We start from the raw sequence: 25,849 nt of genomic DNA on the forward strand, positions 1-25,849 counted from the left end.
GTCACTTCCTTTAGAAGAGGGATACGTCGCTGGCTTTGCGAGCGATACGGTTGACCGTCAGAATCAGAATCAAGCCAATGACGCTTTGGAACAGTCCCACCGCAGCCGCGTAGCTGAGCCTGCCCTCGCTTATCCCGGATTGAATGACATGCACGTCCAGGACGCTTCCGATACCGGCAGTAGCCGGTCCGCTGAGAAGGAGAAGCTGCTCGTATCCGGCGCTCATCAAGCTTCCGATCGATAGAATGAAAAGAATAATCGCGATATTGCGGACACCCGGCAGCGTCACATGCCAAATTTGCCTGAACCGGTTCGCTCCGTCAATCTTGGCTGCTTCATACAGCTGCTGATCGATGCCGGTAATCGCGGCCATATAAATGATGGAGTTCCAGCCAATGCTTTTCCAGATTTCCGAACCGACGATGACCTGATAAAACCATGAGGTGTTATATAGGAATTGGATAGGCTTCATGCCAAGAGCCATCAACACCTCATTTACTGGACCGCCATTCAACGTAAGAAGGCGCTGCATCAGAGTGACGACGACGATCCAGGAAACGAAATGCGGCAGGTAGGAAAGCGTTTGCACGGTTTTCTGGAATTTAAGGCTGCGAACCTCGTTTAATAGAATCGCCAGCACAATCGGCATCGGGAAACCGATCGCCAGCTTCAAGAAGCTGATGATTACCGTATTGCGAAGAATCTCTTCGAACTTGTAATAGTCGAAAAATTGCTGGAAATATTTCATCCCGGCCCATGGGCTTCCGGTGAAGCCTCCCGAGAAGGTATAATCCCGGAAAGCCACCTGAATACCGAATAGAGGGACATACGAAAAGATAAAAAACCAGACGAGGCCGGGCAGCAAAAACAAGTAAAACACTTTATGCTGCCAGACCTTCTTCCACAGCAGAGATGCTGTCATAAGCCGTACCTCCTTTACCTAAGAATCATAGCTTGATGCGTTAATCGCAGCGTTTTGATCTCAAACGGGGTGAAAGTAAGCTCTACTTTTCCGTCGTCTACCGGTATGGATTCGATTTTTTCCTCCATTAAATCAGCAAGCCACGCTTTCTCGACACGGAATCCGAAGTAAAGCGGCGTTTGCACATTCGTTCCGGCCGTTTCGTACATCCGGACGATGAGATCATCACCGTCCTCGGCCTTCTTCACGGCTTCCACCATGACGTTCGGGTGATCCAGACGCAGAAACGCCTGCGCTGCCGGAAGGCTTCCCGATACTCCGGATTGAGGAACATCGACTGCCCGAAGCGGGATATTCAGCTCGTAGCCCCGCTTGTAAACCTCAGCCTGTACATGGTCACCTTTATGCGGGTAGAGCGAATAGGTGAAGGTATGCTTCGCCCGGTCCGCTTCGGGGTCCGGGCTCGATGGGCTGCGCAATAGATTCAGGTCGAGCACATTTGCATCCGCGCGGTGCCCATACTTGCAATCGTTAAGCAGCGCTGCTCCGTAATCCGGTTCCGAAAGATCCACCCAATGATGGGCGCAAATTTCATCCTTAGCGTAATCCCACATGGTATTGCGGTGCGTCGGCCGCTTCAAGTAACCGAATTGGATCTCGCAGCTGACGTGATCTGCACGGACATTTACCGGGAACGATGTTCGCAGCATCTTTCCTGATTCCCGCCAATCGACGTCCGTTACGAAATCGATTCTTCTGCTGCCTTGGGTCAGCACGATTTTTTGCGTTACCGCGGACTCCCCGAATCGGTACCGTTGGATAAAGCCTGCCGTGGGACCGTCCGTGAAATCGGCTGTTTCGTCCGGCAGCAGTACCGCGCCGCCGGTCTGCCGGTAATCCTGGCGAAAATCCCATGCGTCGCCTGAATCATGATAGACGCGCAGCTCGTTGGCCCGCTGGTTCTGCTGTACAACTTCTCGCCGGTGCTCCTTATCATAAATCGAGGCAATGGAGCCGTCTGCCGCTAGGGTAATGGCTAAAAGATCGTTTTCCAAGAGGCGGGCTGAAGCTTGAGCCTGCGGCTCCGGAACCGAAGATACCGTTTTCACTTCCGCCGCGGCCGCTGACTCGGCTGATGCCTCTGAGGCAGCAATCGGTTCTGCGGTCGCGTATCCCATCGACGGCACACTTACGCGCATCCATTGCCCGTCTTTCTTCATCCATTCATTCCGTTCCCAAGACAAGGAGTTAAAGACGGCAAGCTGCTTGCCTCCCCCTTCCACTGGCAGCTGCCCGGCCAACATTCCGTAGGCCTCAGCAATCATGTTCTCGACGCGTTCCAGCAATGTCGCGTACCGCTCTAGCGATTCGTCATACACCCGTTTAATCGAGGAGCCCGGTAAAATATCGTGGAACTGGTACAGCAATACTTCCTTCCAAATCTCCTCCAGCTCCTCTGCCGGATACCGGTGCCCATTCGTTATTCCCGCTAGCACCGCGGAAAATTCGAGCTCCCGCAGCGCTTTCTCCAGCTTTCGGTTGTACCATTTGTTCCGTGCCTGGCTCGTCAGCGTACCTTGGTGCTTCTCCAGATACAACTCCCCGCGCCAAGTTTGATAGCGATCCTTTCCTTCATCCAGCTTCTCGAAAAAGACCGAAGACGGCTCTTGCTCTACCGGACTCAAGCCGAGCAAGTTTTTCTCGCGGGTCAGCCTTTCCAAATGCTCTTCCCCCGGGCCGCCGCCGCCATCGCCGATTCCGAATAACATGAGGCAGTGGTCCGACACGTTTTTATCCAAATATTCCGTTTCCGCCTTAACGATCGAGCGCGGCGCAGCCGGGCTGTTGTAGGTGTCTTCAGGCGGCATATGCATCAGCACCTGCGATCCGTCGATACCCTGCCAATGGAAGGTATGGTGGGGATGCTTGTTATACACGCTCCAAGACAGCTTCTGCGTCATCATGTAGTCGACGCCTGATTTTTTCAGCAGCTGCGGCAGGCTTGCGGTATATCCGAATACATCCGGCATCCATAGCGATTTCATCTCTTGACCGAATTCCTTCTGAAAATACCGCTTGCCGTACAAAATCTGCCGGACAAGCGACTCTCCGCCGGGCACATTCGTATCCGATTCAACCCACATCGCGCCTTGAAGTTCCCAGCGCCCTTCCCGCACGCGCTGCCCGATCTCCTCGTACAGCTTCGGATATTGTTTCTTCATCCAATCGTAGAGCTGGGGTTGGCTCGCCCCGAATATATAGTCAGGGTAACGTTCCATCATGCGCAGCGCCGTCGAGAACGTTCTCGCCCCCTTGCGGATGGTTTCCCTGATCGGCCAAAGCCAAGCAAGGTCAAGATGCGCATGGCCGACCGCGCTGATCTTCAGCACCGGGTCGCCGCCCCGCTTCGCAAGCTGATCGCCAAGTATTTGCCTTGCTTTGCCGACAAGGTCATCTGACAATTCGGTCAACAGCAGAGATACCTCATATAATGCCTGCAGTATCCGTTCTTTCCGTGCCGAGCCTGCGGGCAGCCGTTCCGCCGTTTCAAGCAGTACCTCAGCATCGTAATAGAGCTGACGGACTTCCTCGCGGCAAACGGCGATACTGGCTTCTTTCAGCGTCCCGCTGCGGAAACGCCCGAATAAATCATTGCAGCCCGCATCGCCCCACAGGTCGATCGTTTCCTCTCCTGTAGACGATTCACTCAAATGAACGACTCGTTTACCCGGCAAGCCCAGGGAATAATCGAATTCCGAGTTAATGTTCGTCAAGCCCTGTACGGGCGAGCCCTCGTCGTCAACAAGGCATAGCTCGCCGTTTATATCGATCAGCAATACGATCTTGGCGCTTTTGGCCGATTCAGGTATCTTGCCTGCAAAATGAAACCACGCGCAGTCCCACAAGTTTCCCCAACGGTCACCGGGCGAGAGCTCCGTCATCCTTCCAGACTTTCGCTCTTCAAAGGGTACAGGCTCCGGCGTCACCCATGCCGTAACGCGAAGCTCCTCCAGCGGTATATAAATTTGTTCCTTCCACTCGTTTATCATCGATTTCAGCTGCTCCGGCCTTACGATTTCATATGGCATATCCTGTCTCCTTTTTTCAGAAAATGATCAGCCCGTAAATTTCACTTTCACTGTGACGTCCGTATCGCTCAAATGGTAATAATGAAGCAAAACCGTTTCCGAAGCTGCGTCCCACTCGTACGGAATCAATTCCGTCTGGCCGCGGTATTCCAGCGCGGCAGATACTGGCTGACGCTGACAGTAGAACCTTGCCGCCGCCCGTATATTTTCAGGGCCTTTTACCTGGAATTCAAATCCCGTTTCGTTTAAGGCGAGCGCTTCGATCCTAGATGATGCCGCGATGCATTCGACGGTATCGTCAACAGGCCGGCCTATCTTCAAATCAAACAAAAATGCTTGTTCGCCCGTCCCGATTATTGCTTCATGCCGTACGGCGAGCGCCGGGTCAAACAAATCGACCACAGGGCCCGGTATCGTCAACGGCGTTTCCGCGATCGACTCATCAAGAACGGCGGCAATGATATATGGACCGCGCCGAAGCTGGAAATAATGCTTTGGCCGCAGTTGAAAATCCGGATCGCCGAGTGCTTCAATCGTCTCCAATACCATCCTGCGCAAGGCAGCGGCGCTTTCAACCGATTTCGCGCATTCATCGGGGGCGACGTCTAGGTAACCGACCGCGCCTTTGCCTGCCCGGAATACGCCGTTCCCTGCTCCTTGCAGGTCCAGCTGTTCAAATAGATGCTCACGCGGAGAATCATAGTTCGATCCGCTCTCATTCCACCAAGCGCGGATGCGGTGGTACGGGTCGGAGTCGTCACCGACATACACCAGCGCGCCTCCGTTTCTGACCCATCCGGCTAAAACGAAATGCAGGTCCGGATATTCCGGCTTCATAAATTCGTAGCTGAGCAGCAGCACGCGATAGCCGTTCAAATAATGAGGAAACCGCCGCACATTGTCCAGCTGAACCGGCCGAACCGGAATGCCGTGTTTGAGCAATGGCAGCGCAAGCCCATAGAAAGGAGAGAAATCGAGCAGCTCCGTATCCCCTTCCTGTCCGAAAGCTTCTGCGTTGGTACCGTCGTATTTGATCAGCTGCCCAGGCGCTTGCGCCTCCATCCTCATGCGCTGGAACATAGCCGAATCGGCAATTAAAATTCCGACTTGCTGCATTGTTTCATCTGTCTGCTCCAGCTCCTGATCCATGTTCCCAAGCGTATGCATCACATTCAACAGTGTCGTTGCATAGGCCGGCGGCATGCCTTCTTTCCCCGTTCCGTCCTCCGACGGATATTTCCCTTCAAAAACCCGTTTCGGCCAAGGGGACACCTCATAATGCGAAACGGCGGGATGCAGAAGCGATGCGGTAACGATCCGAAAATAGTTTTGTTTGTAATCCGCCCATGTATAGTTCGGATTGTCCTCAATCGGATCATGAAGAAACCACATCCGGCGCCCCGTACCTCTGACCAGCTCCTGCATGATGCCATATTCCAAATAAGCGGTTTCAAAGGTTCTTTCTTTCCTTATCCCGTGGTAGACATTGGGCGTCCGTGACGTACCGGTCCAAATCTGTGCGATGTAGCCGTCAATGGAAGGGAGATCGATCAATTGCGACTCCGGACTGACGATCCTCCACTGCGTATAGTTGATCAGGCTGTGCGTCGGGACGTAAAATCGTAAATCCCGGCCATGCGTTGTTAAGGCATATTCCTTTAATTCGGCGCACAAGCGGTCAAGGCTGCGCGTGTATAAGTACGCTTTTAACTTCGAAGCTCTGAACTGCGCATCCGGAGACGCGTGCGGAGCTGACCAAGGCTCCCTGTAATACAGCCTCCATTCCCGCTTAAACGCCTCGGAATAGCCGCCGTTTACCCAAAACTCGGGCTCCTCCAAATGAATCGCTTCAACGCCTGCATCAACCGCTAGACGAATAGGCCCTGCCAAAAAATTCGTATAAGAGAGGGTTGGAACCATATACGGAATATCCGGCGTATCGCCATGTATAATGCGATCCCCGCTTCTGTCCGTCTGTGCTTCATCCCAGTGGCTTCGCCCATCTATTTCGCCATTCAGATAGTTTTGGTATTTTCCCCATGCCACACCTGTCATCAAATGAACGATATAGCCCTTTTCCTTCCACTGGCGGATCCGTTCCGGCATCGTATCGTCGATCCCGTACACCATAATGAAATCAGTCTGCAAGTCATATGAAGCGCGATAAGGAGCAGATTCCTGAAAGCCGGTTCTTTCTTCCCTTCGATCTCTGGCCAAACGCAAGACCTCCTTGCCGGATTTTCATATTTTTCGGATATAGATAAGAATAAGGTTGGTTTTTTCTTCCTCAGTATAACGTTTAATATGTATATATTCAATATAATTTTATAAACATTTAAATATATCAGCCTTGCTGTGAATTTCTGAAATCTATACAAATAACGGGTAAAAAGCTGATCCCGAATCACTAAAAGGAGAAAAAAAGCATTCACCCTCTAACTTTCATCCTATTTCAATCAATTTCTGATAAGTTTTTTTGAAAAGTTTTGTCGAATAATGAATTATAATAGACTTAATATATTCAATATATATTAAAAATTATTAATCATGATATCTTTTCTCTCCATCGAAATTTGAATCCTTCGCTAAGTCGCGCTTCTATTCCCGAATGACCCGAGTTAAATGCAAAAAGGCTGTTCGGTTTGTCATGTTGAATGACAGACCGAACAGCCTTTTTTTTGCTTCATCTTCTTATTTGCATGCACTCGTCGTATGGCGGGTAATCAACTCCGGTTTTATTAATATTTTGCTGTATTTCCCCTTAGGCTCTCCCTCGGCGTTTATACGGTTAAGCAGCAGCTCTGCCGCCTGATAACCGATTTCATGCTCGAACTGCTTAATATGGGTGAAATTCGTGACCCCTTCCATAATCGCGGTCGAATCATCGAACGTTATGATCGATAAATCCCGAGGCACGTTAAGCCCTGCGAGCTCAGCCATTTGATGAATGTGTGCGCCAAGCTTGCCGTTTAACGTAATATAGGCGGTAGCCATCCGGTTTTTGACATATCGGAACAAAGGATGAGCTTGAACATCATCCGATGTCCTTAAACTGAATTCCGTAATGATATGCGCGGGATTAATTAGCGCGCCTTTGTTTTTTAGCGCGTTCATATATCCGTCTATCCGTTCCTGAACGGTAACCGTCTGAAGCGGCGAATCGGAGCATATAGCGATTTCCCGGTGTCCCAGCTCCCAGAGGTAATCTACCGCAAGCTGCGTGCCGATTCGTCCGTCAGACGCAATGTAATCCGTCTCCACTCCAGGCAAGAAACGGTCGATCAGGACAAACGGGAACCCGCTGAACTTCATGCTTAAAATTTCTTCGTTATACTGGCCTTCGTCAACCGGGAAAATGAGCAGACCTTCGACGCCAATATCCGCAAACAGCTTTATGGCCTCTTTTTCTTTCTCCAGCTGGCCCCCGGTCAATTGGATTACGGATCGGTAACCCTTTTCTAGCAAACCCTTTTGCATCCCGTCGATCAAGCGTATCGAAAAATAATCCTCAATGGTCGGCATCACGATTCCTATGATCTTTTCCCTTAATCCTTTTTCCCGCTGCTCAAGGAGATGGGCCGCAGGCCGTCCGGCATCGGGAGCCTCCGCCTTCGCATGATTCACGAAGCTCCCTCTTCCGGGAACGCGGGTAATCGAGCCTTCATTGGATAACCCCGCCAAAGCATTAACGACCGTAATTTTACTTACGTTAAAAAGCTCCATGAGCTCCTTTTCGGTCGGAATCCGGTCACCATGCTTTAGCCCGGAGGATTGAATGAGCTCTTTAATATAATCCTGTATTTGCTGATACAGTGGCATTCTCTCATTTTTCATGTTTTTCACCAAAAATTCTGTATATTTGTTATGTTATATATAATATATGTTTGCTGTCCTTTTTTCAAGTGAGCTTAATAACAAATTATGCCCGAAAACGTTTTTCCGGGCAGGAGCGATTAGATTTATTTCTTTGGCTTACGGCTTAAGAATCCTAGAACCCGATCGCCGCAGGAGCTTCATTTAAATAGAGAGAGGACGACCGATACAAGCGGTGTCCTCTCTATCATTACAGGTAACTATGTTATGGCTTAGCAGGCAGGCCGTTCGCGCTGCGAATCAACGAGAAATACTGGTCTGCGCGAACTGCTTCGTACTCCGGCCCAAGCGACGCTTGCAGCTGAGCGATATCCGACGGCGTCATGCTCCAAGCAAGCAAGCCCAAGGAGATGAACAACGGCGACTTCCCGTCCCATTTCGCTTTGGCATCGGCCAGAATCTTCTCGCCGTCCTTCACCGTGCTGATGCCTTGAATCGTCGAGACGGGAAGCTTTCCGCCGACGATCTCTACGCCATGGCGGTCTTCCCAGCTCAGGAACATCCCCGATGGCTTATATTCCTTGATATAAGCATCGGCATGCGCCTCGCTGAGCGGTATATTTTCGCTGTTGATGCGGTTCAATACGTAAGGAATCGTCATGCCGGTCTTCTCCATATACGAATTCGACTGCTTCAGGAAGTCAGCGAATGATTTTGCAGGCCATGCATTTGGATAGAAGTATCCCGCACCGGACGGTCCCGCGATAAGCAGGTCGTTATCCGTAGCGGTCTCCCTGTAATAGTTCAGCATCGCAGGCGCGCCATCGTAGAGCAGCGGACTGGAGGTCCAGTTCAGCGGTACCTTGCCTCTGCTCGGATCATCCCATAAAATACGCATTCTATGCTGGTTATACTGGAAGTTGTCGCCTTCGCTGAAGGTGTACGTAACATAAATCTTGTTCTCCAGCTCAGGCGCTTTTACCGTCTTCGCTTTCACGGCATTCGCTTTGGTACCGGAGAATACCGTCAAGTTGCTGAACCAATCGGCCGCGAGCACATAGACGCCATAATTAGAAGTAATCTCAACGCCGCTGAATTCTCCGTCGGTATCATTACTGAACCAACCTAGATAAGGTGTGCCCGGCTTCACGCCCGAGAGGATTTTCTGGAAAAGTTCTTTCTCTTTCGGCACGTTGGAATCGAGCCAGAACACCATCGCTTTGTTCGCAACCGCATAATCACGCAGGTAGCCGTAAGGCTCCTTCTGTTCAGAGGACACCGGTTGAACATTGCCTGCGGACACTTTGTATTGATTCCACATATCCACGGAAGCCGTTAGCTGCTTCGTACCGGCAGGCGGCGTGAATTTATAGATAAAGTAGCGGCCATTATCGGCGAACCGATGACCTCCGTTGCCCGTAGATAACTGCGAGCTCTGCCGATCATATAAGAAAGTCTCTTCCTCCGGCGTGCCCGGAATAAATTCCGCAACGGTCTTCCCGTCAGCTTTAACCGTAACCTGATGGACGGCAGATCCCCAGCCGTCCTGCGTAAACGCATCTTCAAAGCGAAGATAAACATCCGTTTTGCCAAGACTCGCGCTTAGGTCAAGATCATACACTTTTCTATTATTCCCATCTCGTTCCTGTGTCTTATCTTCGTCGATAACTTTGAACAAGTCTGATTGATTTTCCGGAAGTTTGATCGAGGTTTCCGGATTAAGTCCAACGAGCATCCGATGCGTCGTTTGGCTCCAGAGGTTCTCGTATTGCCAAGTATAAGCATCCAGCCTATCCTTGAATTTCCCTTGCAGATCATCCAATACTTTCAAGTCGTATGGCGCGGCCTGCAGTTTCTGCGCAATTTCCGGACTTGCGACTACGGCATTTTTCAAGCCGGCCAAAGTCGTTGCTACGTTGACGGAGTCTGGCACCTTCGGATCGTAAATGATGATTCCGCTGATTTCCTTCTTGTAAGTACGGACGATCTGCCAGTAATCATCCCTCACCTTGTAAGTAACATCCAGGTCATTCAGCCAAGTGAATGCCCCTTCTTCTTTGTTTTCAAGCAAATAAATGCGAGGCTCGGCACGGTTAACAATGCCTTGCAGCGTCGCCATCAATATTTTTATGTCTCCGGGCGCATCATAAATATCCGCCACTTCCAGCTGTTTTATTTTCGAAAAACTTGGAAGCGCTTGCTTTTCCGGCCAAACGATCGTGCTTGCTTGCGGCTTATCCTTGGAGTCGGCTGCTGCTGCACTCAAAGACAAGGACAACGTACAGACAACAGCGAGCCCGATAACGGTAAGTTTACGTAACATGGTTACACCTCGGTTGGATTGTTTTTTGGAGGTTCGCTTCTGGACGCACGCCTCATCCCTTTCCCTCCTTTGCCCGGCAGCGTCCTTTCAAGCCCTCGCTTATATATATTTATTATATTCATAATATTATTACAACCACTTCGACAAAAGCTCTTATGCTATGACATGAATATGATTCTCTTGTTGTAGGCCGTTTTAACTGCATTAGTTGTTTTTCCCTAATTCTTGGAAGGCATTTCCGAGATTCGGAAGACTTGGAACCATGGAGGCCAGTCTGTGACAACGCTCAAACAAAAGAACCCCCGCGTTATGCGGGGGTTCCTCAGTTATGGCTATAGGTGTATGGAATGAAGCTTAGGATTTATTAAAAGTTGAATACGAAATCATCATCATTCAACGGCTCAACGTGAATCGTACGGACATAACCGTTTCCTTTTTTGGAGAAGAAGTCATGCTGCTTCGTATGTGTGCTTATGCCGTTGAACACGATCGGATTTACCTGCTCCTCAGGGAAATGCGGCTCCATGCCAAGATTCATAAGCGCTTTATTCGCATTGTAACGCACGTAAACGTTAACCTCCTCAGCTAGGCCGAGGGGAGCATACAAATGCTCGGTGTAGATGATCTCGTTCTCGTACAGCTCATTTAACAGCGCATAAATCTCGGTTTGAAGAGCTGCTTGCTCCTCGGCGCTAAAGGTTTGGAAAAGCTCTTGCGCAAGAACGCCCACATACAAGCCGTGAATACTCTCGTCACGCAAAATCAAATCGATAATTTCGCCGCTGCTCGTCATTTTGCCTTGGCCAGCCAGATAAAGCGGATAGAAGAAGCCGCTGTAGAAAAGGTAGCTTTCCAAGAATACAGACGCAGCCATCGCTTTATAAAGCTCTCTCGGGCCCGTAATGTTCGAATACCAGGAAGAAATCAAATTCGCTTTCTTCTGCAGCTGTTCGTTTTTCTCCACCCATAGGAAGATCTCATCGATCTCTTCACCGGATGCCAGCGTCGTGAAAATACTGCTGTACGATTTGGCATGGATTTGCTCCATCATCGACATAAAGGACAACACAGCTTTACGCTGCAAGCCATCTACATGCTCCAAAATTTTCGGCATGCCGATACCGCCTTGAATCGTATCAAGCAGCGTAAGACCGCCGAGCACGTTTTTGTAAAGCGTGCGCTCAGCGTCTGTCATTTCCATCCAATCCATCTTATCGTCCGACAACGGAATCTCTTCATCCGTCCAAAATTGCATTACATTTTGCTGCCAGAATGTTAATGTGAAATCGTCATCCGGGCGGTTCCAGTTTACTGCTTTCATTTGATGAGCTCCTTCTTTGCTACGTAAGCATCAATTAAAATAAAACTTAAACGGCACAGCTCGTGCATTCCTCAACGGAAAGCCGCTTCGTTCTTGTGTAATAGAGCGATTTGAGCCCTTTTTGTGCAGCGTAAACATAGAAGCGCGCCAGCTCGCGAGTCGTCACATTACTATTTACATGCAGCACCGATGAAATCCCTTGGTCTACGTGCTGCCCAATTTCAGCAATGAGATCAATCAGCTTGAATTGATCGATATTGTAGGCTGATTTGTAGTAGAAATAGTTTTCCTGTGCCAAATACGGCATCGGATAATAGGTTGTTGAGTTCGCATACGTGCGTGTCTCGATGTGCTCGACAATCGGCATAACGCTCGATGTTGCGTTTTGGATATACGAAATACTTTGTGTCGGCGCAATAGCAAGGCGGTACGCATGGTATAAACCGTGCTCTTGTACTTTTGCTTTTAGAGCTGCCCAATCCTCAGGTGAAGGGATTTCCATACCCTCGAACAATTCCTTGACTCGATCCGTTTTTGGACGGTAATCGGTCTCTACGTAACGAGTGAAATAGGTTCCCTTCGCATACTCGGAACGTTCGAAATCTTTGAAGGTAATGCCACGTTCTTTGGCGATTTCCATACTTTGCTCAAGGGAGTAGTAGTTCATCATCATAAAGAAAACGCCGGCAAAATCCTTTGCTTCTTCGCTTTCGTAGGCGATTTTGTTTTTCGCCAGGTAGCCGTTCAGGTTCATCGCGCCAAGTCCTACGGAATGAAGCTCCTCGTTTGCTTTGCGAACGCCTGGGGCATTATCGATATTAGACAAATCGCTGACTGTCGTCAATGCTTCGATGCCCACATGTACGGACTCTTTTATCTTCTTATGCTCCATAACATTAACAATGTTAAGTGAAGCAAGGTTACAGCTGATATCGCGTTGAATAACATCATCAAAGCCATAATCTTTTATTTCTGAAGTCTCCTGCAGCTGGAAAATTTCCGTGCAAAGGTTGGACATTTTGATCGATCCGATATCTTTGAGCGCGTGAACGCTGTTAGCATTTGATTTGTTCATGATGTATGGGTAGCCTGATTCAAGCTGAATCGAAGCGATTTTTGTCAACATGTCGCGTGCGTTCATTACTTTTTTCTTTGTTACCAGTTCATTAGCGAGCAATTCTTCGTACATCTCGTCCATATCCATGTCATCGAGATGCTTGTTGTATGCTTTCTGAACGGAATGCGGACCAAATACGAATAGCGGTTTGTTTTGAGCTGCGAGCTCGTAAAATTTATTCGGAATAATGAGGCCGATAGACAACGTTTTAATACGCGCCTTCTCATCGGCGTTAATTTTTTTGCAATCTAGGAACTCGATGATATCCCAGCCGAAGATGTTGTAATAACCAGCTCCTGAGCCTTTGCGCTGACCCATTTGGTCTGCGTAAGAGAATGCATCCTCCATTAGCTTAAGTACCGGCATGATGCCTTTTGCAGCGCCTTCTACGCCTTTGATCGGCTCGCCGCGTCCGCGAAGCTTCGAGAGGTTGACGGCAACGCCGCCGCCGATTTTGGATAGCTGCATGCATGTTCCTAAAACGTAGTTGATGGAATTAAGCGAGTCGTCCATTTCAAGCAGGAAGCAGGAAACCATCTCACCGCGACGGCTCTTGCCCGCATTCAGGAAGGTGGGAGTAGCTGGCTGCAAGCGTTGATCAATCATCGCTTCAGCGATACGGAGTGCTCTTGCTGCGTCGCCTTCGCCTAGGTGCAAAGCAACGATCGCTACACGGTCGGAGTATTGCTCTAAGTATTGCGCTTTGTTGTTGGTCTTCATCGCATAGTCTTTATAGAACTTCGATGCTGCCATGTAGGACTGAAATTCAAAGCCGCTGTTCGCTGTTAACGTATATACAGCCTCAACCTGCTCATGTGTATATTTTTCATATACATTATCGTAATAATCGTTCTCGATTAAGTAATCTAGCTTGTGTTTGAGGGAATCGAACTTCACGCTCTTCTCTTCCACTTCTTCCATAAATGCAGCAACAGCCTCTTTATCTTTTTCCAGCTGGTAAAATCCGTCTGCACCGCGCTGCATCAATTCGTTATTCAGTTCAATATGCTTCAATGGTTCGCACCCTTTCGACAAAATGTTGCGTATCTTGATTAGTGCCTGACAATTCAAACTTCAAAATCACGGGGACATCATACTTTTGGGAGATCGTATCCGCGCTTTTCGCGAAGCCAGTTCCCCAGTTTCGGTTGCCGCTGGCAGAAACGCCGCGAAGCATGTCCGCATTGTTCTCCAGAAAAGAAGTGACCTTCTCTGGAACTTGGCCGAACCCTGTTGTATACGTGACCAGCACGAACGGCTCGTCCACTGCTGTCTTCTCATCGATTGGCACTGCCCGCATATTCAATTTTTTAATGAAACGCTTGACATTACCTGTTTTGGAATCATAGACAACTAGCATAGCACGTTCGCTCCCCTACTGAAATCAAGCAATCAAAAAGCGCTTCTGACTAGCAAATCCGTCAGCTGCGCCGGTTCAAGGTTTACCGATGGTAATCATTGAAAGCACCAATCCACATCAATATGTAGTTGATGTTTTTGATTCTACATCAATATATAGGAGTAGTCAATGAAAATTATGGAGAAAATATTAATCTGTTTTTTTGGCGCACTCGACTATTTTAACAGATGCGGATATGATGGGATAGTGACATTTTATTGCTATTACGGAGGGACCCATGAACATAAAAACAACGGCAGGTCAAATGCGTGAAACCGTAGAGAAACTGTTCAAAGACGCCGGATATACGGTGCCTGAGTTGCTTTCTTATATCGAAAAGCTCGAAAATGACCATGCTCAAATGGCCGGTCAATTGAAGAAAATGAAGCTCGATTCCGTGCGGAAAGCATCGGCTGCGGCCGGAATGAACAGTCGTTTGAAAGATGCACTTCGCGAGTAAACGGGTTAAGAGACACAATATCTAGCATTATACAAGCATGCGATTCGAAGATTCTGATAGCACTTCTCGTTCACCATGCTGCTCCTGATAAAATATTACAATCAGCAGCAGAAACCGACATTTTTTGCGAAATACTAGATATAGTTGCTTTCAAGGTTTCTTTAATCGTCAACCCTATTCTCCCTATCAGCCTGGAAGATGGTCGTCCATACCTCATCCTATCCCTTTAAGTACCGCAAAGCATTTGAACCGGACACGCAGGAGCATTCCAATGAATTTACGAAGCTCTACGGCCCTTATGCGACCCCGAAGCCGGCTCTCTCCTATTTGGACTATGAGATTGCTTACGAGCCCGCAGGCGATGGATTAAAGATTCTGAGCGTGGATTCGGGAGGGAACAATACGCCGGGGAAAGGCAAATGTTCAGGTATCCCCAAAAATCATTTAAGCAGCCGATAAAAAAGGGCGATCCTATAAGGTAAGATTACCTTTTAGGATCGCCCTTTTTGTTTATGTTTAGCATAAGTCATTATTTGATAGCGGCAAAGAATAAACGCTCTGAATCGCCGTTTGCCGGCCTCAGCTCAAAATCCGCATAACGGTCTACCGTTTGGAAGCCGGCACGCCGCAAGGCAGACTCGATCCAATCCGGATCATAGGCACGCTGCACATGCGATTCCTCGAACCGGTGAAATTTCGAATCCGGGTCACGCGAGAAAATCGTTAAGTGATGCTCAATCTCACAGCGTCCTTCATCAAAATCACAGGTCCATATGTACGCGACATCCCGCTCATCCAGCACAAAGGGCTGCTCCTCCGCATAGCGGATAAGCTGTTTTTGAGGGTGCATGTCAAACAGGAAGGAACCGCCGCTGCGCAAGCCCTCGTAAGTTGCACGGAAGGCTGCTTCAATATCGTCTTCCTCGGTTAAGTAATTTAGACAATCGCAAAACGATATCACCGCGTCAACGGGCTCCTGAAGCTCCCATTCGCGCATATCCTGCTGCAGCCACCGAAGAGAGCCTGCCCGCGGCCTTGCCACTAACTGAGGCGTCTCATCCCATTTACTGCGGGCAACGGAAAGCATATCAGAAGAGAGGTCAATGCCATAGACATGGAAGCCCGAGCGGGCCAGCGGAATAGAGAGACTCCCTGTGCCGCAGCCAAGGTCAACAACGGTCGCCGGCATCCCGTAACGCGACCAGCTTGCCCTTGCAAAGCCCAGCCAATCCGCGTAAGGCATGTCCTCCATCAGCTGATCATATACCGTTGCAAACTGTCCGTATGAGCGTGTCATTGCCCGTCAGTCCCTTCACCTTCGGTTCCTGAAGCGCTCGCTTGCTCCGTCGCTTCAGCTTGCGGATTTTCCGCCAGATATGTCCAGCTGCCTTTCTGCGTTACGAGTCTTTCACGCATCAGCTTGCCTATCGCGCGTTTAAATGCGCCTTTGCTGATTCCGAATTTTTGTTTAATAATGTCGGCATCCGTTTCGTCGGAGTATGGCATGCCGCCTCCTGGTCTTTCTTTCAAGAAAGCGAGGATCCGATCGGCATCCTCAATCCGTCCTACTTCCTTACGCTGCGCCATCGACAGGTTTGCTCTGCCGTCCTCGCGAATAAAGGTGACCCGGGCGCTCACGCGTTCGCCGAGCCGAAGCGGACGAATACGTTCAGCGCTTGGAATCAGACCGTAGACGCCAAAGCCTACAACGCCTCCGTCGATCATCACAAACGAACCGAGCTGAAGCGTTTTGGTTACCCAGCCCTCAACCCATTGGTTATTCCAGCTCTCGGGCGCAGGAAATACGAGCTCCGATAGTTCTTCCTCGAATGCGATCTTGGCAACGAGCCTTCCGATTTTGTCATGCTTCATGACAACGAAAACTTCGTCGCCAGGCAGAGGCCTATAGTCGATGCTCTCCGGCAGTTCCGAGAGAGGAAGCAGCAATTGCCTGCCAAGTCCCATTTCTAGAAAGCAGCCAAGTCTTGGATGAACGTCCGCGACACGCAGCCTAGCAAGCTCGCCGAGCTGCAGCAATGGCTTCTTCATGGTGGCGGCCAAACGATCCTCCGAGTCATAAAACAGGAAAGCCTCTACATCATCGCCGATTTTAGGCTTAGAGCCCACGAGCTCCGTATAATGCATAAGCACATCCGACTCCCCGTCGCTCAAAAAATACCCGTAGGGCGACACCTCGCGTGCCACCCTTAACGTTTGAGTCGTACCGGCTACAAAACTCATGCGAACTCCACAACCTTCGCGTCGGACCAAAGCCGCTCGATGTTGTAATATTCACGCTCGTCGCGGTGGAATACGTGAACAATCACGTCGCCGAGATCGATCAGTACCCATCTAGCCGAATCCATGCCTTCGATTCCCCGAACCCGGGTTCCGCTTTTCTCGGCTTGCTTGCGAATTTCGGTTGCGATTGCTTGTACCTGCGTATCCGAATTCCCGCTGCAAACGACGAAATAATCCGCAACCAATGATATTTCTTTTAGATTCAAAGCCACTACCCGCACTGCTTTTTTGTCTTCTGCCGCTGCAACCGTAATTTGAAGCAATTCATCTGAATGTACCGCCATAGCTCAACCTCCTGTAAAATATAATTATTCCAATAAACCGTTTCTCGCTTCTACCGTTAGCGGAAATATTCGTTTCCCTTTTTCTAACAAGAAGAAAATCGTAGAATTAAACCCTGCCAGCAGCGCCTTATCCAAAAACTGCTCGCTAAGCTCGCGTATCGTATCCACGCCCGGAAAGTCGCGCCCTGGTTCCATATAATCCGCCAGACACACAATCTTCTCAAGCTTCGACATTCCTCTGCGTCCAGAAGTATGATATCGGATGGCATCGAGCACTTCGGCATCCGTTACGCCGTATTCATGCTCAGCCACCCAGGCTCCAACCGGCGCATGCCACAGCTCTTTATCATAAAACAGCAGCTCGGCGGGCAAGGATTGCTCGCGTATGACTTGCTGCATGCGCTCTGTCGGCCAGTATTTGGCTACGTCATGCAAAATGGCAGCAAGTTCTGCCCGCACGGGGTCCTCGCCGAACCGTTCGGCCAGCAGGACAGCCGTTTCCATGACGCCTTGCGTATGAAGCCATCTCCGCTCCGGCATTTCTGCTTTTACCTTTTCGATCATTTGCTCACGATTCATACAGTTTGTACCTCCTCATGTAGCTGTTCACCGAATCCGGCACTAAATATTGAACCGTTTGCCCCGCATTTCTACGGCTTCGTATCGCCGTAGAAGAAATGTCGATTGCCGGCATATGAATAAGCTTTACCCGCTCCTGCAAGTAACGCGGCAGCGCGGCCAGATTAATCGGATCCCCGGGACGCTCCAAACCGATAAATGAAATACGGGAAGCAAGCTGTTCGATTTCATACCATTGCGGCAGGTCATTAATCCGATCCGATCCGATAATATACGAAAAAGAATCGTTCGGATTTTTTTTCTGCAGCTCCTTAACCGTATCGTAGGAGTAGCTGACACCGCCGCGAAGCAATTCGATATCTAGTGCGCGGAAAGCCGAGTTGCTGCTGATGGCTTCGCAAACCATCTCGTAGCGCCGCTCTCCGCTAACACCCGGCTCGTTAGCCTTAAGCGGAGGACCGTAAGACGGAATGAACCATACCTCGTGCAGGTCACACTGCTCGCGCGCTGTTTCCGCCGCAATCAGGTGGCCGATATGGATGGGATCGAAAGTGCCGCCCATTATGCCTATCTTGCTCACTCGTTGAACGCCTCCATTCGTCAAGCCGGATCAGAGCTCATAAACTCGCTGCGGTATTTTTAGTATGCCCTTTATGGTAAAAACCACATCCGGCATTAGCTCTGATCCATCCTAAGGCTTTACTTGCGAGCAGCGCTTGGAAGCTCTATTTGTTTGTAATCTTTTGATTCCTTATAGAGGACGATCGTTTTCCCAATGACCTGTACAAGCTCAGCTCCTGCTGCCGCGGCAACTTCCGCGCCGATTTCCTTAGGATCGTCCAGGCAGTTATTAAGCACGGAAACCTTAATGAGCTCGCGTGTTTCAATAGCCTCTTCGATATGGCGAACGAGGTGGTCGTTTGTACCGCCTTTACCCACTTGGAAAATAGGCGTCAAATGATGGGCAAGCGATCTTAAATAACGTTTTTGTTTACCTGTAAGCATAATAATGGTTCCTTCTTTCATCTCGATGTTTCGTCTGTTTATTATTTAATAAGAGTTAAAAAAATATCGGTCAGCCTTGCAAAGAAGCTAAGACCGTCTCGCGCATCGCCGCTGCCGGGGCAGGCTGTCCTGTCCAATATTCGAAGGCATATGCGCCTTGATAAATGAACATGCCTAGACCGCCGTGGATACGGCAGCCGCGCTGCTCGGCCTCGTGAAGAAATCGCGTCTTTAAGGGATTATATATTAAGTCGCTTGCGACCGCACCCGGCCTAAGCCAGCTTGCATCAATCGGTGTCTCATCCGTATTCGGGAACATACCGACGGAAGTCGTATTGATCACGATGTCCGCTTCCGTGCAGGCGCTTTGCAGCCCCTCCATTGAAATAGCTCTGATCTCGACTTTTCCGTGCAAGGAATCCGCAAGCGCCTTGGCGCGCTCAACGGAACGATTGGCTATCGTAATGCGGTCTGGCATCTCGTTTGCGAGGGCAAAAATAATTCCCCGGGCAGCGCCGCCTGCGCCGATCACGACGATTCGTTTGCCCGCAAGCTCGCGTTCCGCCTCTTCTTTTAGAGAACGAACGTAACCTATTCCGTCAGTGTTGTAGCCGATGAGCCGTCCGTCGTCATTGACGATCGTGTTTACTGCGCCGATTGCCTGTGCGCTCGGGTCGATCTCGTCAATCGCCGACATGATATCGAGCTTATGCGGTATCGTGACGTTAACGCCGCGAATCCCCATTGCCCGTACGCCTGCCGCGAAATCCCGGACGCGGTCTGAGGTTACGTGAAATGCCGTGTATACGCCGTTGATTCCCGTCTCCCGGAAGGCGCGGTTCATCATGATCGGTGATTTCGAATGTCTAATCGGATCGCCGATTACACCGAATAATAAAGTATTGCTGTCGATCCGGTTTCCTGCGCCCGCGTTCGTCACAGAGAATTCCCCTTCCGAGTCCCATGTCGTTAAATCATTGAGTCGCGAAGCATGACCTTTACGCCTTTTGGCGCGTAGATATCAATGACGGCTCCGCCTGTGCCATTCACCTGAATCCAGCCAAGACCGGAGATGAACACATCCTTGTTTAAGCCGCGTTTAACGCGCAGCGAATGTCTGGTCCAAGCCGGAATGGTCTCCAGCTCTTCGAGCGATGGGCCGCCGAGCAATTGCCCGCGGTGATCGGCATAAAGCTCATCCGCACGCTCCAGCTTCGTCCGGTGCATATTGAGCGCATTGGACACATAGAACGTAAAGGATTGACGATCGCCCTCAACGAAATCAAACCGTACCAAGCTGCCGATAAACAGGGATTGACCTGAATTCAATTGATAAACAAGCGGCTTGATCGGCTTGTCCGGCAGCAAAGAGCCTAGGAAGCTGCGCGGTACAACCTCCGTCATCCGCGAGGTATATACGATACCCGGCGTATCAATAATCGCTTTGCCGTCCTCAAGCGGAATATGAACGGCATCGAGCGTGGTTCCCGGGTACCGGGATGTTGTCAATTCGCGTTCCATATCGCTGTAATCGCGGATAAGCCGGTTAATTAAGGTAGACTTGCCGACATTCGTTGCGCCGACCACGTAAACGTCGCGGCCGTTGCGGTATTGCTCAAGCGCTTCAATGATACGCTCGAAGCCCATGTTGCGCTTCGCGCTGCACAGAACGACATCCACCGTGCGCAAGCCCTCTTCCTTCGCCTGCTTCTGTACCCAGTTTCTCAGACGGTTGACGTTCATCGCTTTCGGCAGCAGATCGATCTTGTTGACGACCAGCAGCACCGGGTTATTCCCGACAAACCGCTGCAAGCCTGAGATCAAACTTCCCTCGAAATCGTACAAATCGACAATATGCACGACTAAGCTGTCCGTGTTCCCAATGCTGCCAAGCAGCTTTAAGAAGTCATCCTGGTCAACCGCAACGGATGAAGCTTCATTATAATTGCGAATCCGAAAGCATCTTTGGCAAATCACCGGTTCGCGCCCAATAGCCGCTTCCGGCAAATATCCCGGCAAATCGGAGCTTTTTGTCTGAAGCGCCACCCCGCAGCCCGCACATGAACCAGATGCCTGACTAAGCTGTTGTTCCATCACTTTGTTTCCCCCTCATACCATAACCCTTTTTTCCTCAAGCGCACTAATGCAAAACGTTCGATCCGGCGGTTCACCCGCGTCATGATTCCTTCATCTAACGGAGCGATCGGCGTAACCAAAATCGTGTAAAGTCCCATTCGATTGCCGCCAAGCACATCGGTAAGCATTTGATCGCCGATAACAACTGTATGATCTGCTTCTAGGCCTAGTACCCCGAGCGCCTTCCTGAACGCTTTTCCAGCAGGCTTGCGAGCAGCGTGAATATATGGAATATTCAGCGGTGCCGCGAACTTCCCGACACGGGTTTCGTTGTTGTTCGACACGATCACAACCTGAAACCCGCGTGAGCGCACGTAATCAAGCCACTGCACAAGCTCAGGCGTAGCTAACGCCACCTTGGCACCGACGAGCGTATTATCCAAATCCGTAATGATGCCGCGAACGCCTCTCGCATGCAGCTCATCTAAATTAATCTCATAAACTGTATTAACGCGCATATGCGGCAACAGCCGTTCAAACATAATGGATATCCCTCTGCTTTCTGCCTGCTATCTTACGAAACTATACCATACAAACCAAATTAGTTGCAAAAAAATACCGCTGCCAATTTCTCAGGCAAGCGGTATTTTTTCATGCCAAACGACAAAATCCGATAATCACCTTAATTGATCGATTAACGATCTTACTTTAACAACAAATCGATCCGCTTCTTCCGGTGAAGCCATGGACGGGCTGTATTTTGCCTGCTCAAACCGGTCCAGAACCGCTCTGAAATCATCTCGCAGGCGCTTCTGGCTCTGAGACCAGCGCATAACCGCTTCCCGCAGCGTCTCATGCTCCTCGCGCTCCAGCCCTCGCTTCTTGCATACACGAAGCAGTTTTTGCGTCTCGATCACGATGCGGTCATTTGAAGTGTATGAGCCGTGCCGCAGCTTGCGCCAAGCAAAAACAAGTTTGTCGCGCCGAATGAAAAGCCAAGCCGCCGCAGCAATGAATAAGATTGCAGCAGAACTCCAAACCCAAAGCTTCGAGCTCGATGAGCTTTCAGTGCTGCTTACTGCAGCAACATCGCTTTCTTCCGTATCGACATCCGGCAAAGCTTCAGGCTGATCTTCCGCTAACGTATAAGGGAAAGTAAAACCGGCCGTTGCCTCGAACGGAATCCAGCCAAATCCGTCAAAATAAATCTCAACCCAGGAATGGGCATCTGAATTCCGTACCGTATAAGTACCGGCGCCGCTCGGATTAATATTCTCATCCGTAAATCCGCCCGGTGGCCCGTAATCGCTAATCGGCAGGACGCCTGGAGCGAAGCCTTTAACCCATCTGGCTGGGAGTCCCAAGCTTCTCGCCATGACCGCCATAGAAGTAGAGAAATAATCGCAATAGCCCTCTTTGAGCTCAAAAAGAAACTGATCCACGAAATCTTGCGACGATCCGGTAAGCTTGGTTTCATCAGGCAGGTTATTGTAAGTAAAATTAAGCCTCAAATAAGCTTCCAGCAATTTGGCCTTGTCATAATCGTTCGTGGCCTCCGCGGTAACTTCCTCCGCCAATTGCTTGACGCGATCCGGCAAAGTTTCCGGAAGATCCAAATAATAAGCATTTCTCGACGCGGCTTCCTGATCGGGCCAGCCCGCCGTTGTCTCCCGCAGCAGTGCCTCATCAATGACAGGCACCGAAGAGGTGACGGAATAGGTCTGCGGATATTTACGGTTTTTCATGGACCAGTTCAATAAACGCAGCTCGCCGGAGGAGGCTTCCCATCTTAAGCCAGAAGGAAGGGATGCGGTATCCTCATCCATCCAGTTTACGCTCGTCAGCGGAGCAGCCGCGAACAAGACCGGATAAACATCCTTTCGAATCATCGTAACAATTTGATCAATCTTGGTTGTTCCGGCTGCAGGCGGAGGATCGAGTGAAGTGAGCGTCTCGCCCTTAGGAACGGTAACAAGAACCTCACCGCCTGTTGCCGAATCAACATCCATCCAGCCGACACCCGTATAGACGGCTTTCGATTCACCGCGCCAATAACTGCGATGCGAGGTCGTGACGGTCATCATCGGCGAATAATCGAATTCAAATCCGCCGCCAAGCTGATCATCATTGCGGCTGTAACCAGAGCTCGCATTGCCGGTTTTATTCGGTGTTATCGTATCCGTGCCTTTATCGCCAAGAAATACTTGTACTTGCTCCCCTTTTGCTTCCTTCCAGATCGTATAGGGATCCTGCAGAAGCGGCGAAATGGACGGCATGTTTAGACCGACGGTCATCAGTACGGTAAGCACAAGCGCAATCGGCAAAATTAATTGCAGCGGATATTCGACCAGCTCTCTCCAACTGCTGGGATGCTCACGCTGCAGCCTTGCCATATGGCTGGCAACAAGCCAGAGCAAGCCTACGAACACAACCATCCCTACTTCATCCCACAGCCAGATTGGCGTAAACGAATCCGCAATGGTCAAGACCAAGATACTTACGCCGACGAAGCCGAACATCCGGATCCGCGTGGCCGTCCAAATGCCAAACAGAATATATAATAGAAGCAAAGCCAAGCTGATCCAAATAAATGGATTTAGCTGCGCCGCATGGACTTGAAGCCACCAAATCCATTCCTCCCAGCGTTTCGGAGCAGCGATAAGCCAATCCATTTGCGCCAGCCGGGACGTAATCACGATCGACGCTGCCGCTTGAAGCAGCAGCTTCAGCAGCTTCATCCGAACCGGCAGCAGAACATCGATTACCACTGCGGCAAACAGCGTATAATACGCAACGGAGAAGGTTTCCTCCCACCAAAAGTCTTCAAAAATCGTAATCGTATTGGATAGAATGATGGCAATAAAAATAAATCTGAGCTTATCGAACCAATTCTTAGCAAGATAGAGGCCTATCGATTTCATGCTGCGCTTCATGCAATACCGCTCCCTTCTAAGACAGCAGGGAGCTCTTGGAGCTGCCGAATTTCGAATATCGGCCAGCCGCGCTCGCGCATCACATGCTTCCATGACGTATTATGGCTTTTTGCGTCAACAGAGGATGAGATATGCAGCAAACATGGCGTAATTCCTTTTCGGGTCAGCCACTCCATGCTCTTAATCACGTCAGCACCGGTCTCTGGGGTTATCAAGACCGCAAAGCTGCCTGGCTCTAAAATCGTATCCGCCTGCTTGAGAGAAGAATACATGGGCCGCGGCGCATCCGCATTGACAAAGGTAAGATGTCTCATCATCACATTTCGTTGATCGACGCCTGACTTAGGAGGAATCATGGTCAACGATTCGCCAATGGAAAGCAAGCCCATTGCCGTGTCGTCTTTTAATCCATTCTCCAGCAATGAAGCAGCTGCAGATACGGCTACTTCAAAGCGGGTTGTCAATTCCCCGCTATAGCCGCCCGCATGCCGGTCAAGGATGACGACCGTACGCGGCAATGACTCACGTTCGAAAGCCTTCGACTTCCATTGTCCCGTCTTCGCTGTCGCATTCCAATGCACGCGCGATAAACGGTCGCCGTACAAATATTCCCGAACGCCGTTGATTTGGGTCGTCTCCTTCGCGGAACGGGAAGCAATGGCATGAGAGTACGGACCCCGAATCCCGCGTTGGATCCCATTCCATTGCCTAAGCGGAACCGTTTGAGGAAGCACGTTGAACACCGTTTCCGTGCCAAATTGGCCCGAATGTTCGAATAAACCGAATACATCGTAAGACAAGCACTGCGTGTGCGTAAATCGGTATTCTCCGCGCAGCAACGGAGGGGTCTGGTACGCCACCTGTCCCGATCGTTTCCAATTCGGCACGAAGGAGGTCTCGAAAGCCAGCTTTTGCCCGTTATGACGCTGGAGCTGATCTCTTACAATGACATAAGGAAGCGGATAATAGCCTGGTATTTTCATGGTTAGATTCACTTCTAGCGAGCTTCCGGCCGATAGGGACTGATCAAGCGCATTCGAACTCGGTACCGAGTAGCTCCTGCTTCCCGTAACCCTGTTTATGCCGCTCCAGCGCCCAAGCACTAAATAAATGAGCAATAGATTTAAAATCATGAAAAGCATCATAGCGGTTTTCCCGCCTTGGAACAAAAAATAAAAAAGACTGCTCAAATAAATAACGGCGACAAGCTGCCAGCGCAGCTTCGAAGATTTAGCCGCTGCCATCGATTAACGCTCTAGCCGAACCGGCACTTTCGTGGACTGGATCACCTGTTCGATGATGTCCTCCGCTTTAAGCCCGTTCATTCTAGCCTCCGTGCGAAGCAGAAGCCTATGGGAAAGAACATGGGGCGCCAGCTCCTTTACGTCGTCTGGCGTTACGAATGTACGCTGCTGGATATACGCACTCGCTTTAGCCGCTCTTGCGAGGGCCAGCGCCGCGCGGGGGCTTGCTCCAAGCATGACATTCGCGTGCTCCCTGGTTCCTCTAATTAAGCTTACCAAATATTTGCCTACCGCTTCATCGATATGCACCTGCAGCACTTGATCCTGAATATGAATCATATCTGATATATTGATCATCGGCTCTATTCGGTCGGATGGGTGTATTCCTTCATTAGATAGCACCATTCGCTGCTCATCGGATTCGCTCGGATAACCAAGCGAGAGCTTCATCATAAAGCGGTCGAGCTGCGCCTCGGGAAGCGTGTAGGTGCCTTCAAACTCGATAGGATTTTGTGTGGCAAGCAGAACGAATGGCCGGGGAAGCTCGTATGTATCTCCATCCACCGTTACATGCCCCTCTTCCATCGCTTCAAGCAGCGCCGATTGGGTCTTGGTTGTCGCCCGGTTTATTTCATCGGCTAGCAATATATTAGACATGACCGGACCCGGCCGAAATATAAAGGTTTCCTGCTTTGGATGATAAATGGAAACGCCTGTAATGTCAGTCGGAAGCAAATCAGGATTGCATTGAATACGGCGGAATTGACCTCCGATTGATTTGGCCAACGCTTTAACGAGCTGCGTTTTGCCTGTGCCGGGCACATCTTCCAGCAAAACATGTCCGCCTGCAATAACGGCGATGAGCAATCTCTGGATTTCTTCCTGTTTGCCAAGGATACAAGTTTCTAAGTTTCGTAGAATCGTAGCACATAATTGCATGTCTGCAGGACGAATATCCATATCATTACCTCCCGAAATAACGC

22 protein-coding genes are annotated in these 25,849 nt (G+C 50.0%); 2 read left to right on the forward strand and 20 right to left on the reverse strand.

From position 1 onward, the window contains the following. Nucleotides 1–10 precede the first annotated feature (10 nt). The 8 genes from MRBLPE1_RS03245 to nrdI form a co-directional block, all read right to left on the reverse strand. The gene (locus MRBLPE1_RS03245; protein WP_364141452.1) at nt 11–922 is read right to left on the reverse strand and encodes an ABC transporter permease; all 912 of its coding nucleotides are present in this window, start codon (nt 920–922) and stop codon (nt 11–13) included. A gap of 14 nt (nt 923–936) precedes the next feature. Beyond that, a complete protein-coding gene (locus MRBLPE1_RS03250) occupies nt 937–4,011 on the reverse strand; it encodes an alpha-mannosidase (RefSeq protein WP_364141454.1) in 3,075 nt (1,024 codons plus the stop codon). 27 nt (nt 4,012–4,038) lie between these two features. Continuing rightward, nucleotides 4,039–6,228: a hypothetical protein gene (locus MRBLPE1_RS03255; protein ID WP_364141455.1), complete on the reverse strand. Its 2,190-nt coding sequence runs from the start codon at nt 6,226–6,228 to the stop codon at nt 4,039–4,041. Nucleotides 6,229–6,702: 474 nt separating this feature from the next. Further along, a complete protein-coding gene (locus MRBLPE1_RS03260; RefSeq protein ID WP_364141456.1) occupies nt 6,703–7,845 on the reverse strand; it encodes a GntR family transcriptional regulator in 1,143 nt (380 codons plus the stop codon). A 244-nt stretch (nt 7,846–8,089) separates the two neighbouring features. Next, nucleotides 8,090–10,147 (reverse strand): GxGYxYP domain-containing protein, encoded by a 2,058-nt coding sequence (locus MRBLPE1_RS03265; protein ID WP_364141457.1) that lies wholly within the window; start codon nt 10,145–10,147, stop codon nt 8,090–8,092. A gap of 364 nt (nt 10,148–10,511) precedes the next feature. After that, entirely contained in the window at nt 10,512–11,468 is a 957-nt protein-coding gene (nrdF, locus tag MRBLPE1_RS03270) for a class 1b ribonucleoside-diphosphate reductase subunit beta (protein ID WP_364141458.1), read from the reverse strand. 46 nt (nt 11,469–11,514) lie between these two features. Then, nucleotides 11,515–13,599 (reverse strand): class 1b ribonucleoside-diphosphate reductase subunit alpha, encoded by a 2,085-nt coding sequence (gene nrdE / locus MRBLPE1_RS03275; RefSeq protein ID WP_364141459.1) that lies wholly within the window; start codon nt 13,597–13,599, stop codon nt 11,515–11,517. Next, the gene (gene nrdI, locus MRBLPE1_RS03280; protein ID WP_364141461.1) at nt 13,586–13,945 is read right to left on the reverse strand and encodes a class Ib ribonucleoside-diphosphate reductase assembly flavoprotein NrdI; all 360 of its coding nucleotides are present in this window, start codon (nt 13,943–13,945) and stop codon (nt 13,586–13,588) included. Before nrdI ends, nrdE begins: the two co-directional genes overlap by 14 nt. Nucleotides 13,946–14,222: 277 nt before the next feature. On the opposite strand from nrdI, the gene MRBLPE1_RS03285 reads away from it, so the two are divergent. Further along, the gene (locus MRBLPE1_RS03285) at nt 14,223–14,444 is read left to right on the forward strand and encodes a hypothetical protein (protein ID WP_364141463.1); all 222 of its coding nucleotides are present in this window, start codon (nt 14,223–14,225) and stop codon (nt 14,442–14,444) included. A gap of 198 nt (nt 14,445–14,642) precedes the next feature. Continuing rightward, complete coding sequence (locus tag MRBLPE1_RS03290; protein WP_364141465.1) at nt 14,643–14,903, forward strand: hypothetical protein; 261 nt, start codon at nt 14,643–14,645, stop codon at nt 14,901–14,903. Between the two features lie 70 nt (nt 14,904–14,973). Here the strand turns inward: MRBLPE1_RS03290 and MRBLPE1_RS03295 are convergent, their stop codons facing one another. The 12 genes from MRBLPE1_RS03295 to MRBLPE1_RS03350 all read right to left on the reverse strand — a co-directional run bounded on the left by MRBLPE1_RS03295 (nt 14,974) and on the right by MRBLPE1_RS03350 (nt 25,826). Further along, nucleotides 14,974–15,741: a class I SAM-dependent DNA methyltransferase gene (locus MRBLPE1_RS03295; protein ID WP_364141467.1), complete on the reverse strand. Its 768-nt coding sequence runs from the start codon at nt 15,739–15,741 to the stop codon at nt 14,974–14,976. Beyond that, the gene (locus MRBLPE1_RS03300; RefSeq protein ID WP_364141469.1) at nt 15,738–16,685 is read right to left on the reverse strand and encodes a CvfB family protein; all 948 of its coding nucleotides are present in this window, start codon (nt 16,683–16,685) and stop codon (nt 15,738–15,740) included. The genes MRBLPE1_RS03295 and MRBLPE1_RS03300 overlap by 4 nt, the downstream gene beginning before the upstream one ends. Further along, nucleotides 16,682–17,029 carry a ribosome silencing factor gene (rsfS, locus tag MRBLPE1_RS03305; protein WP_364141471.1) on the reverse strand — a complete coding sequence of 116 codons (348 nt, stop codon included), beginning with the start codon at nt 17,027–17,029 and terminating at the stop codon, nt 16,682–16,684. The genes MRBLPE1_RS03300 and rsfS overlap by 4 nt, the downstream gene beginning before the upstream one ends. Before the next feature lie 24 nt (nt 17,030–17,053). After that, nucleotides 17,054–17,608, reverse strand: a complete 555-nt coding sequence (gene yqeK / locus MRBLPE1_RS03310; RefSeq protein WP_364141473.1) for a bis(5'-nucleosyl)-tetraphosphatase (symmetrical) YqeK — start codon at nt 17,606–17,608, stop codon at nt 17,054–17,056. After that, a complete protein-coding gene (gene nadD, locus MRBLPE1_RS03315) occupies nt 17,598–18,170 on the reverse strand; it encodes a nicotinate-nucleotide adenylyltransferase (RefSeq protein ID WP_364144458.1) in 573 nt (190 codons plus the stop codon). Before nadD ends, yqeK begins: the two co-directional genes overlap by 11 nt. 137 nt (nt 18,171–18,307) lie before the next feature. Further along, complete coding sequence (yhbY, locus tag MRBLPE1_RS03320) at nt 18,308–18,613, reverse strand: ribosome assembly RNA-binding protein YhbY (RefSeq protein WP_364141476.1); 306 nt, start codon at nt 18,611–18,613, stop codon at nt 18,308–18,310. A 70-nt stretch (nt 18,614–18,683) separates the two neighbouring features. Further along, the gene (gene aroE / locus MRBLPE1_RS03325; RefSeq protein ID WP_364141478.1) at nt 18,684–19,553 is read right to left on the reverse strand and encodes a shikimate dehydrogenase; all 870 of its coding nucleotides are present in this window, start codon (nt 19,551–19,553) and stop codon (nt 18,684–18,686) included. Between the two features lie 29 nt (nt 19,554–19,582). Then, entirely contained in the window at nt 19,583–20,707 is a 1,125-nt protein-coding gene (gene yqeH, locus MRBLPE1_RS03330) for a ribosome biogenesis GTPase YqeH (protein ID WP_364144461.1), read from the reverse strand. Then, nucleotides 20,707–21,231, reverse strand: a complete 525-nt coding sequence (locus tag MRBLPE1_RS03335) for a YqeG family HAD IIIA-type phosphatase (protein WP_364141480.1) — start codon at nt 21,229–21,231, stop codon at nt 20,707–20,709. The genes yqeH and MRBLPE1_RS03335 overlap by 1 nt, the downstream gene beginning before the upstream one ends. A gap of 135 nt (nt 21,232–21,366) precedes the next feature. Continuing rightward, the gene (locus MRBLPE1_RS03340) at nt 21,367–23,622 is read right to left on the reverse strand and encodes a DUF4129 domain-containing transglutaminase family protein (protein ID WP_364141483.1); all 2,256 of its coding nucleotides are present in this window, start codon (nt 23,620–23,622) and stop codon (nt 21,367–21,369) included. Next, nucleotides 23,619–24,866: a DUF58 domain-containing protein gene (locus MRBLPE1_RS03345; protein ID WP_364141485.1), complete on the reverse strand. Its 1,248-nt coding sequence runs from the start codon at nt 24,864–24,866 to the stop codon at nt 23,619–23,621. The genes MRBLPE1_RS03340 and MRBLPE1_RS03345 overlap by 4 nt, the downstream gene beginning before the upstream one ends. Before the next feature lie 3 nt (nt 24,867–24,869). Continuing rightward, entirely contained in the window at nt 24,870–25,826 is a 957-nt protein-coding gene (locus tag MRBLPE1_RS03350; RefSeq protein WP_364141488.1) for an AAA family ATPase, read from the reverse strand. Nucleotides 25,827–25,849 lie beyond the last annotated feature (23 nt).

The organism is Paenibacillus sp. LPE1-1-1.1 (genome assembly GCF_040676435.1).
In the GTDB taxonomy this organism is placed as follows: Bacteria; Bacillota; Bacilli; order Paenibacillales; family Paenibacillaceae; genus Pristimantibacillus.

Coding starts and splice junctions, on each gene's coding strand:
- yqeK (WP_364141473.1), bottom strand. CDS start 17,608: ATGAATCGTGAGCAAATGATCGAAAAGGTAAAAGCAGAAATGCCGGAG.
- rsfS (WP_364141471.1), bottom strand. CDS start 17,029: ATGGCGGTACATTCAGATGAATTGCTTCAAATTACGGTTGCAGCGGCA.
- yhbY (WP_364141476.1), bottom strand. CDS start 18,613: ATGCTTACAGGTAAACAAAAACGTTATTTAAGATCGCTTGCCCATCAT.
- MRBLPE1_RS03285 (WP_364141463.1), top strand. CDS start 14,223: ATGAACATAAAAACAACGGCAGGTCAAATGCGTGAAACCGTAGAGAAA.
- MRBLPE1_RS03260 (WP_364141456.1), bottom strand. CDS start 7,845: ATGAAAAATGAGAGAATGCCACTGTATCAGCAAATACAGGATTATATT.
- nadD (WP_364144458.1), bottom strand. CDS start 18,170: ATGGGCGGCACTTTCGATCCCATCCATATCGGCCACCTGATTGCGGCG.
- MRBLPE1_RS03340 (WP_364141483.1), bottom strand. CDS start 23,622: ATGAAGCGCAGCATGAAATCGATAGGCCTCTATCTTGCTAAGAATTGG.
- MRBLPE1_RS03345 (WP_364141485.1), bottom strand. CDS start 24,866: ATGGCAGCGGCTAAATCTTCGAAGCTGCGCTGGCAGCTTGTCGCCGTT.
- yqeH (WP_364144461.1), bottom strand. CDS start 20,707: ATGGAACAACAGCTTAGTCAGGCATCTGGTTCATGTGCGGGCTGCGGG.
- MRBLPE1_RS03350 (WP_364141488.1), bottom strand. CDS start 25,826: ATGGATATTCGTCCTGCAGACATGCAATTATGTGCTACGATTCTACGA.
- MRBLPE1_RS03300 (WP_364141469.1), bottom strand. CDS start 16,685: ATGAGTTTTGTAGCCGGTACGACTCAAACGTTAAGGGTGGCACGCGAG.
- nrdF (WP_364141458.1), bottom strand. CDS start 11,468: ATGAAAGCAGTAAACTGGAACCGCCCGGATGACGATTTCACATTAACA.
- MRBLPE1_RS03265 (WP_364141457.1), bottom strand. CDS start 10,147: ATGTTACGTAAACTTACCGTTATCGGGCTCGCTGTTGTCTGTACGTTG.
- nrdI (WP_364141461.1), bottom strand. CDS start 13,945: ATGCTAGTTGTCTATGATTCCAAAACAGGTAATGTCAAGCGTTTCATT.
- MRBLPE1_RS03250 (WP_364141454.1), bottom strand. CDS start 4,011: ATGCCATATGAAATCGTAAGGCCGGAGCAGCTGAAATCGATGATAAAC.
- MRBLPE1_RS03295 (WP_364141467.1), bottom strand. CDS start 15,741: ATGACACGCTCATACGGACAGTTTGCAACGGTATATGATCAGCTGATG.
- MRBLPE1_RS03245 (WP_364141452.1), bottom strand. CDS start 922: ATGACAGCATCTCTGCTGTGGAAGAAGGTCTGGCAGCATAAAGTGTTT.
- MRBLPE1_RS03290 (WP_364141465.1), top strand. CDS start 14,643: ATGGTCGTCCATACCTCATCCTATCCCTTTAAGTACCGCAAAGCATTT.
- MRBLPE1_RS03335 (WP_364141480.1), bottom strand. CDS start 21,231: ATGTTTGAACGGCTGTTGCCGCATATGCGCGTTAATACAGTTTATGAG.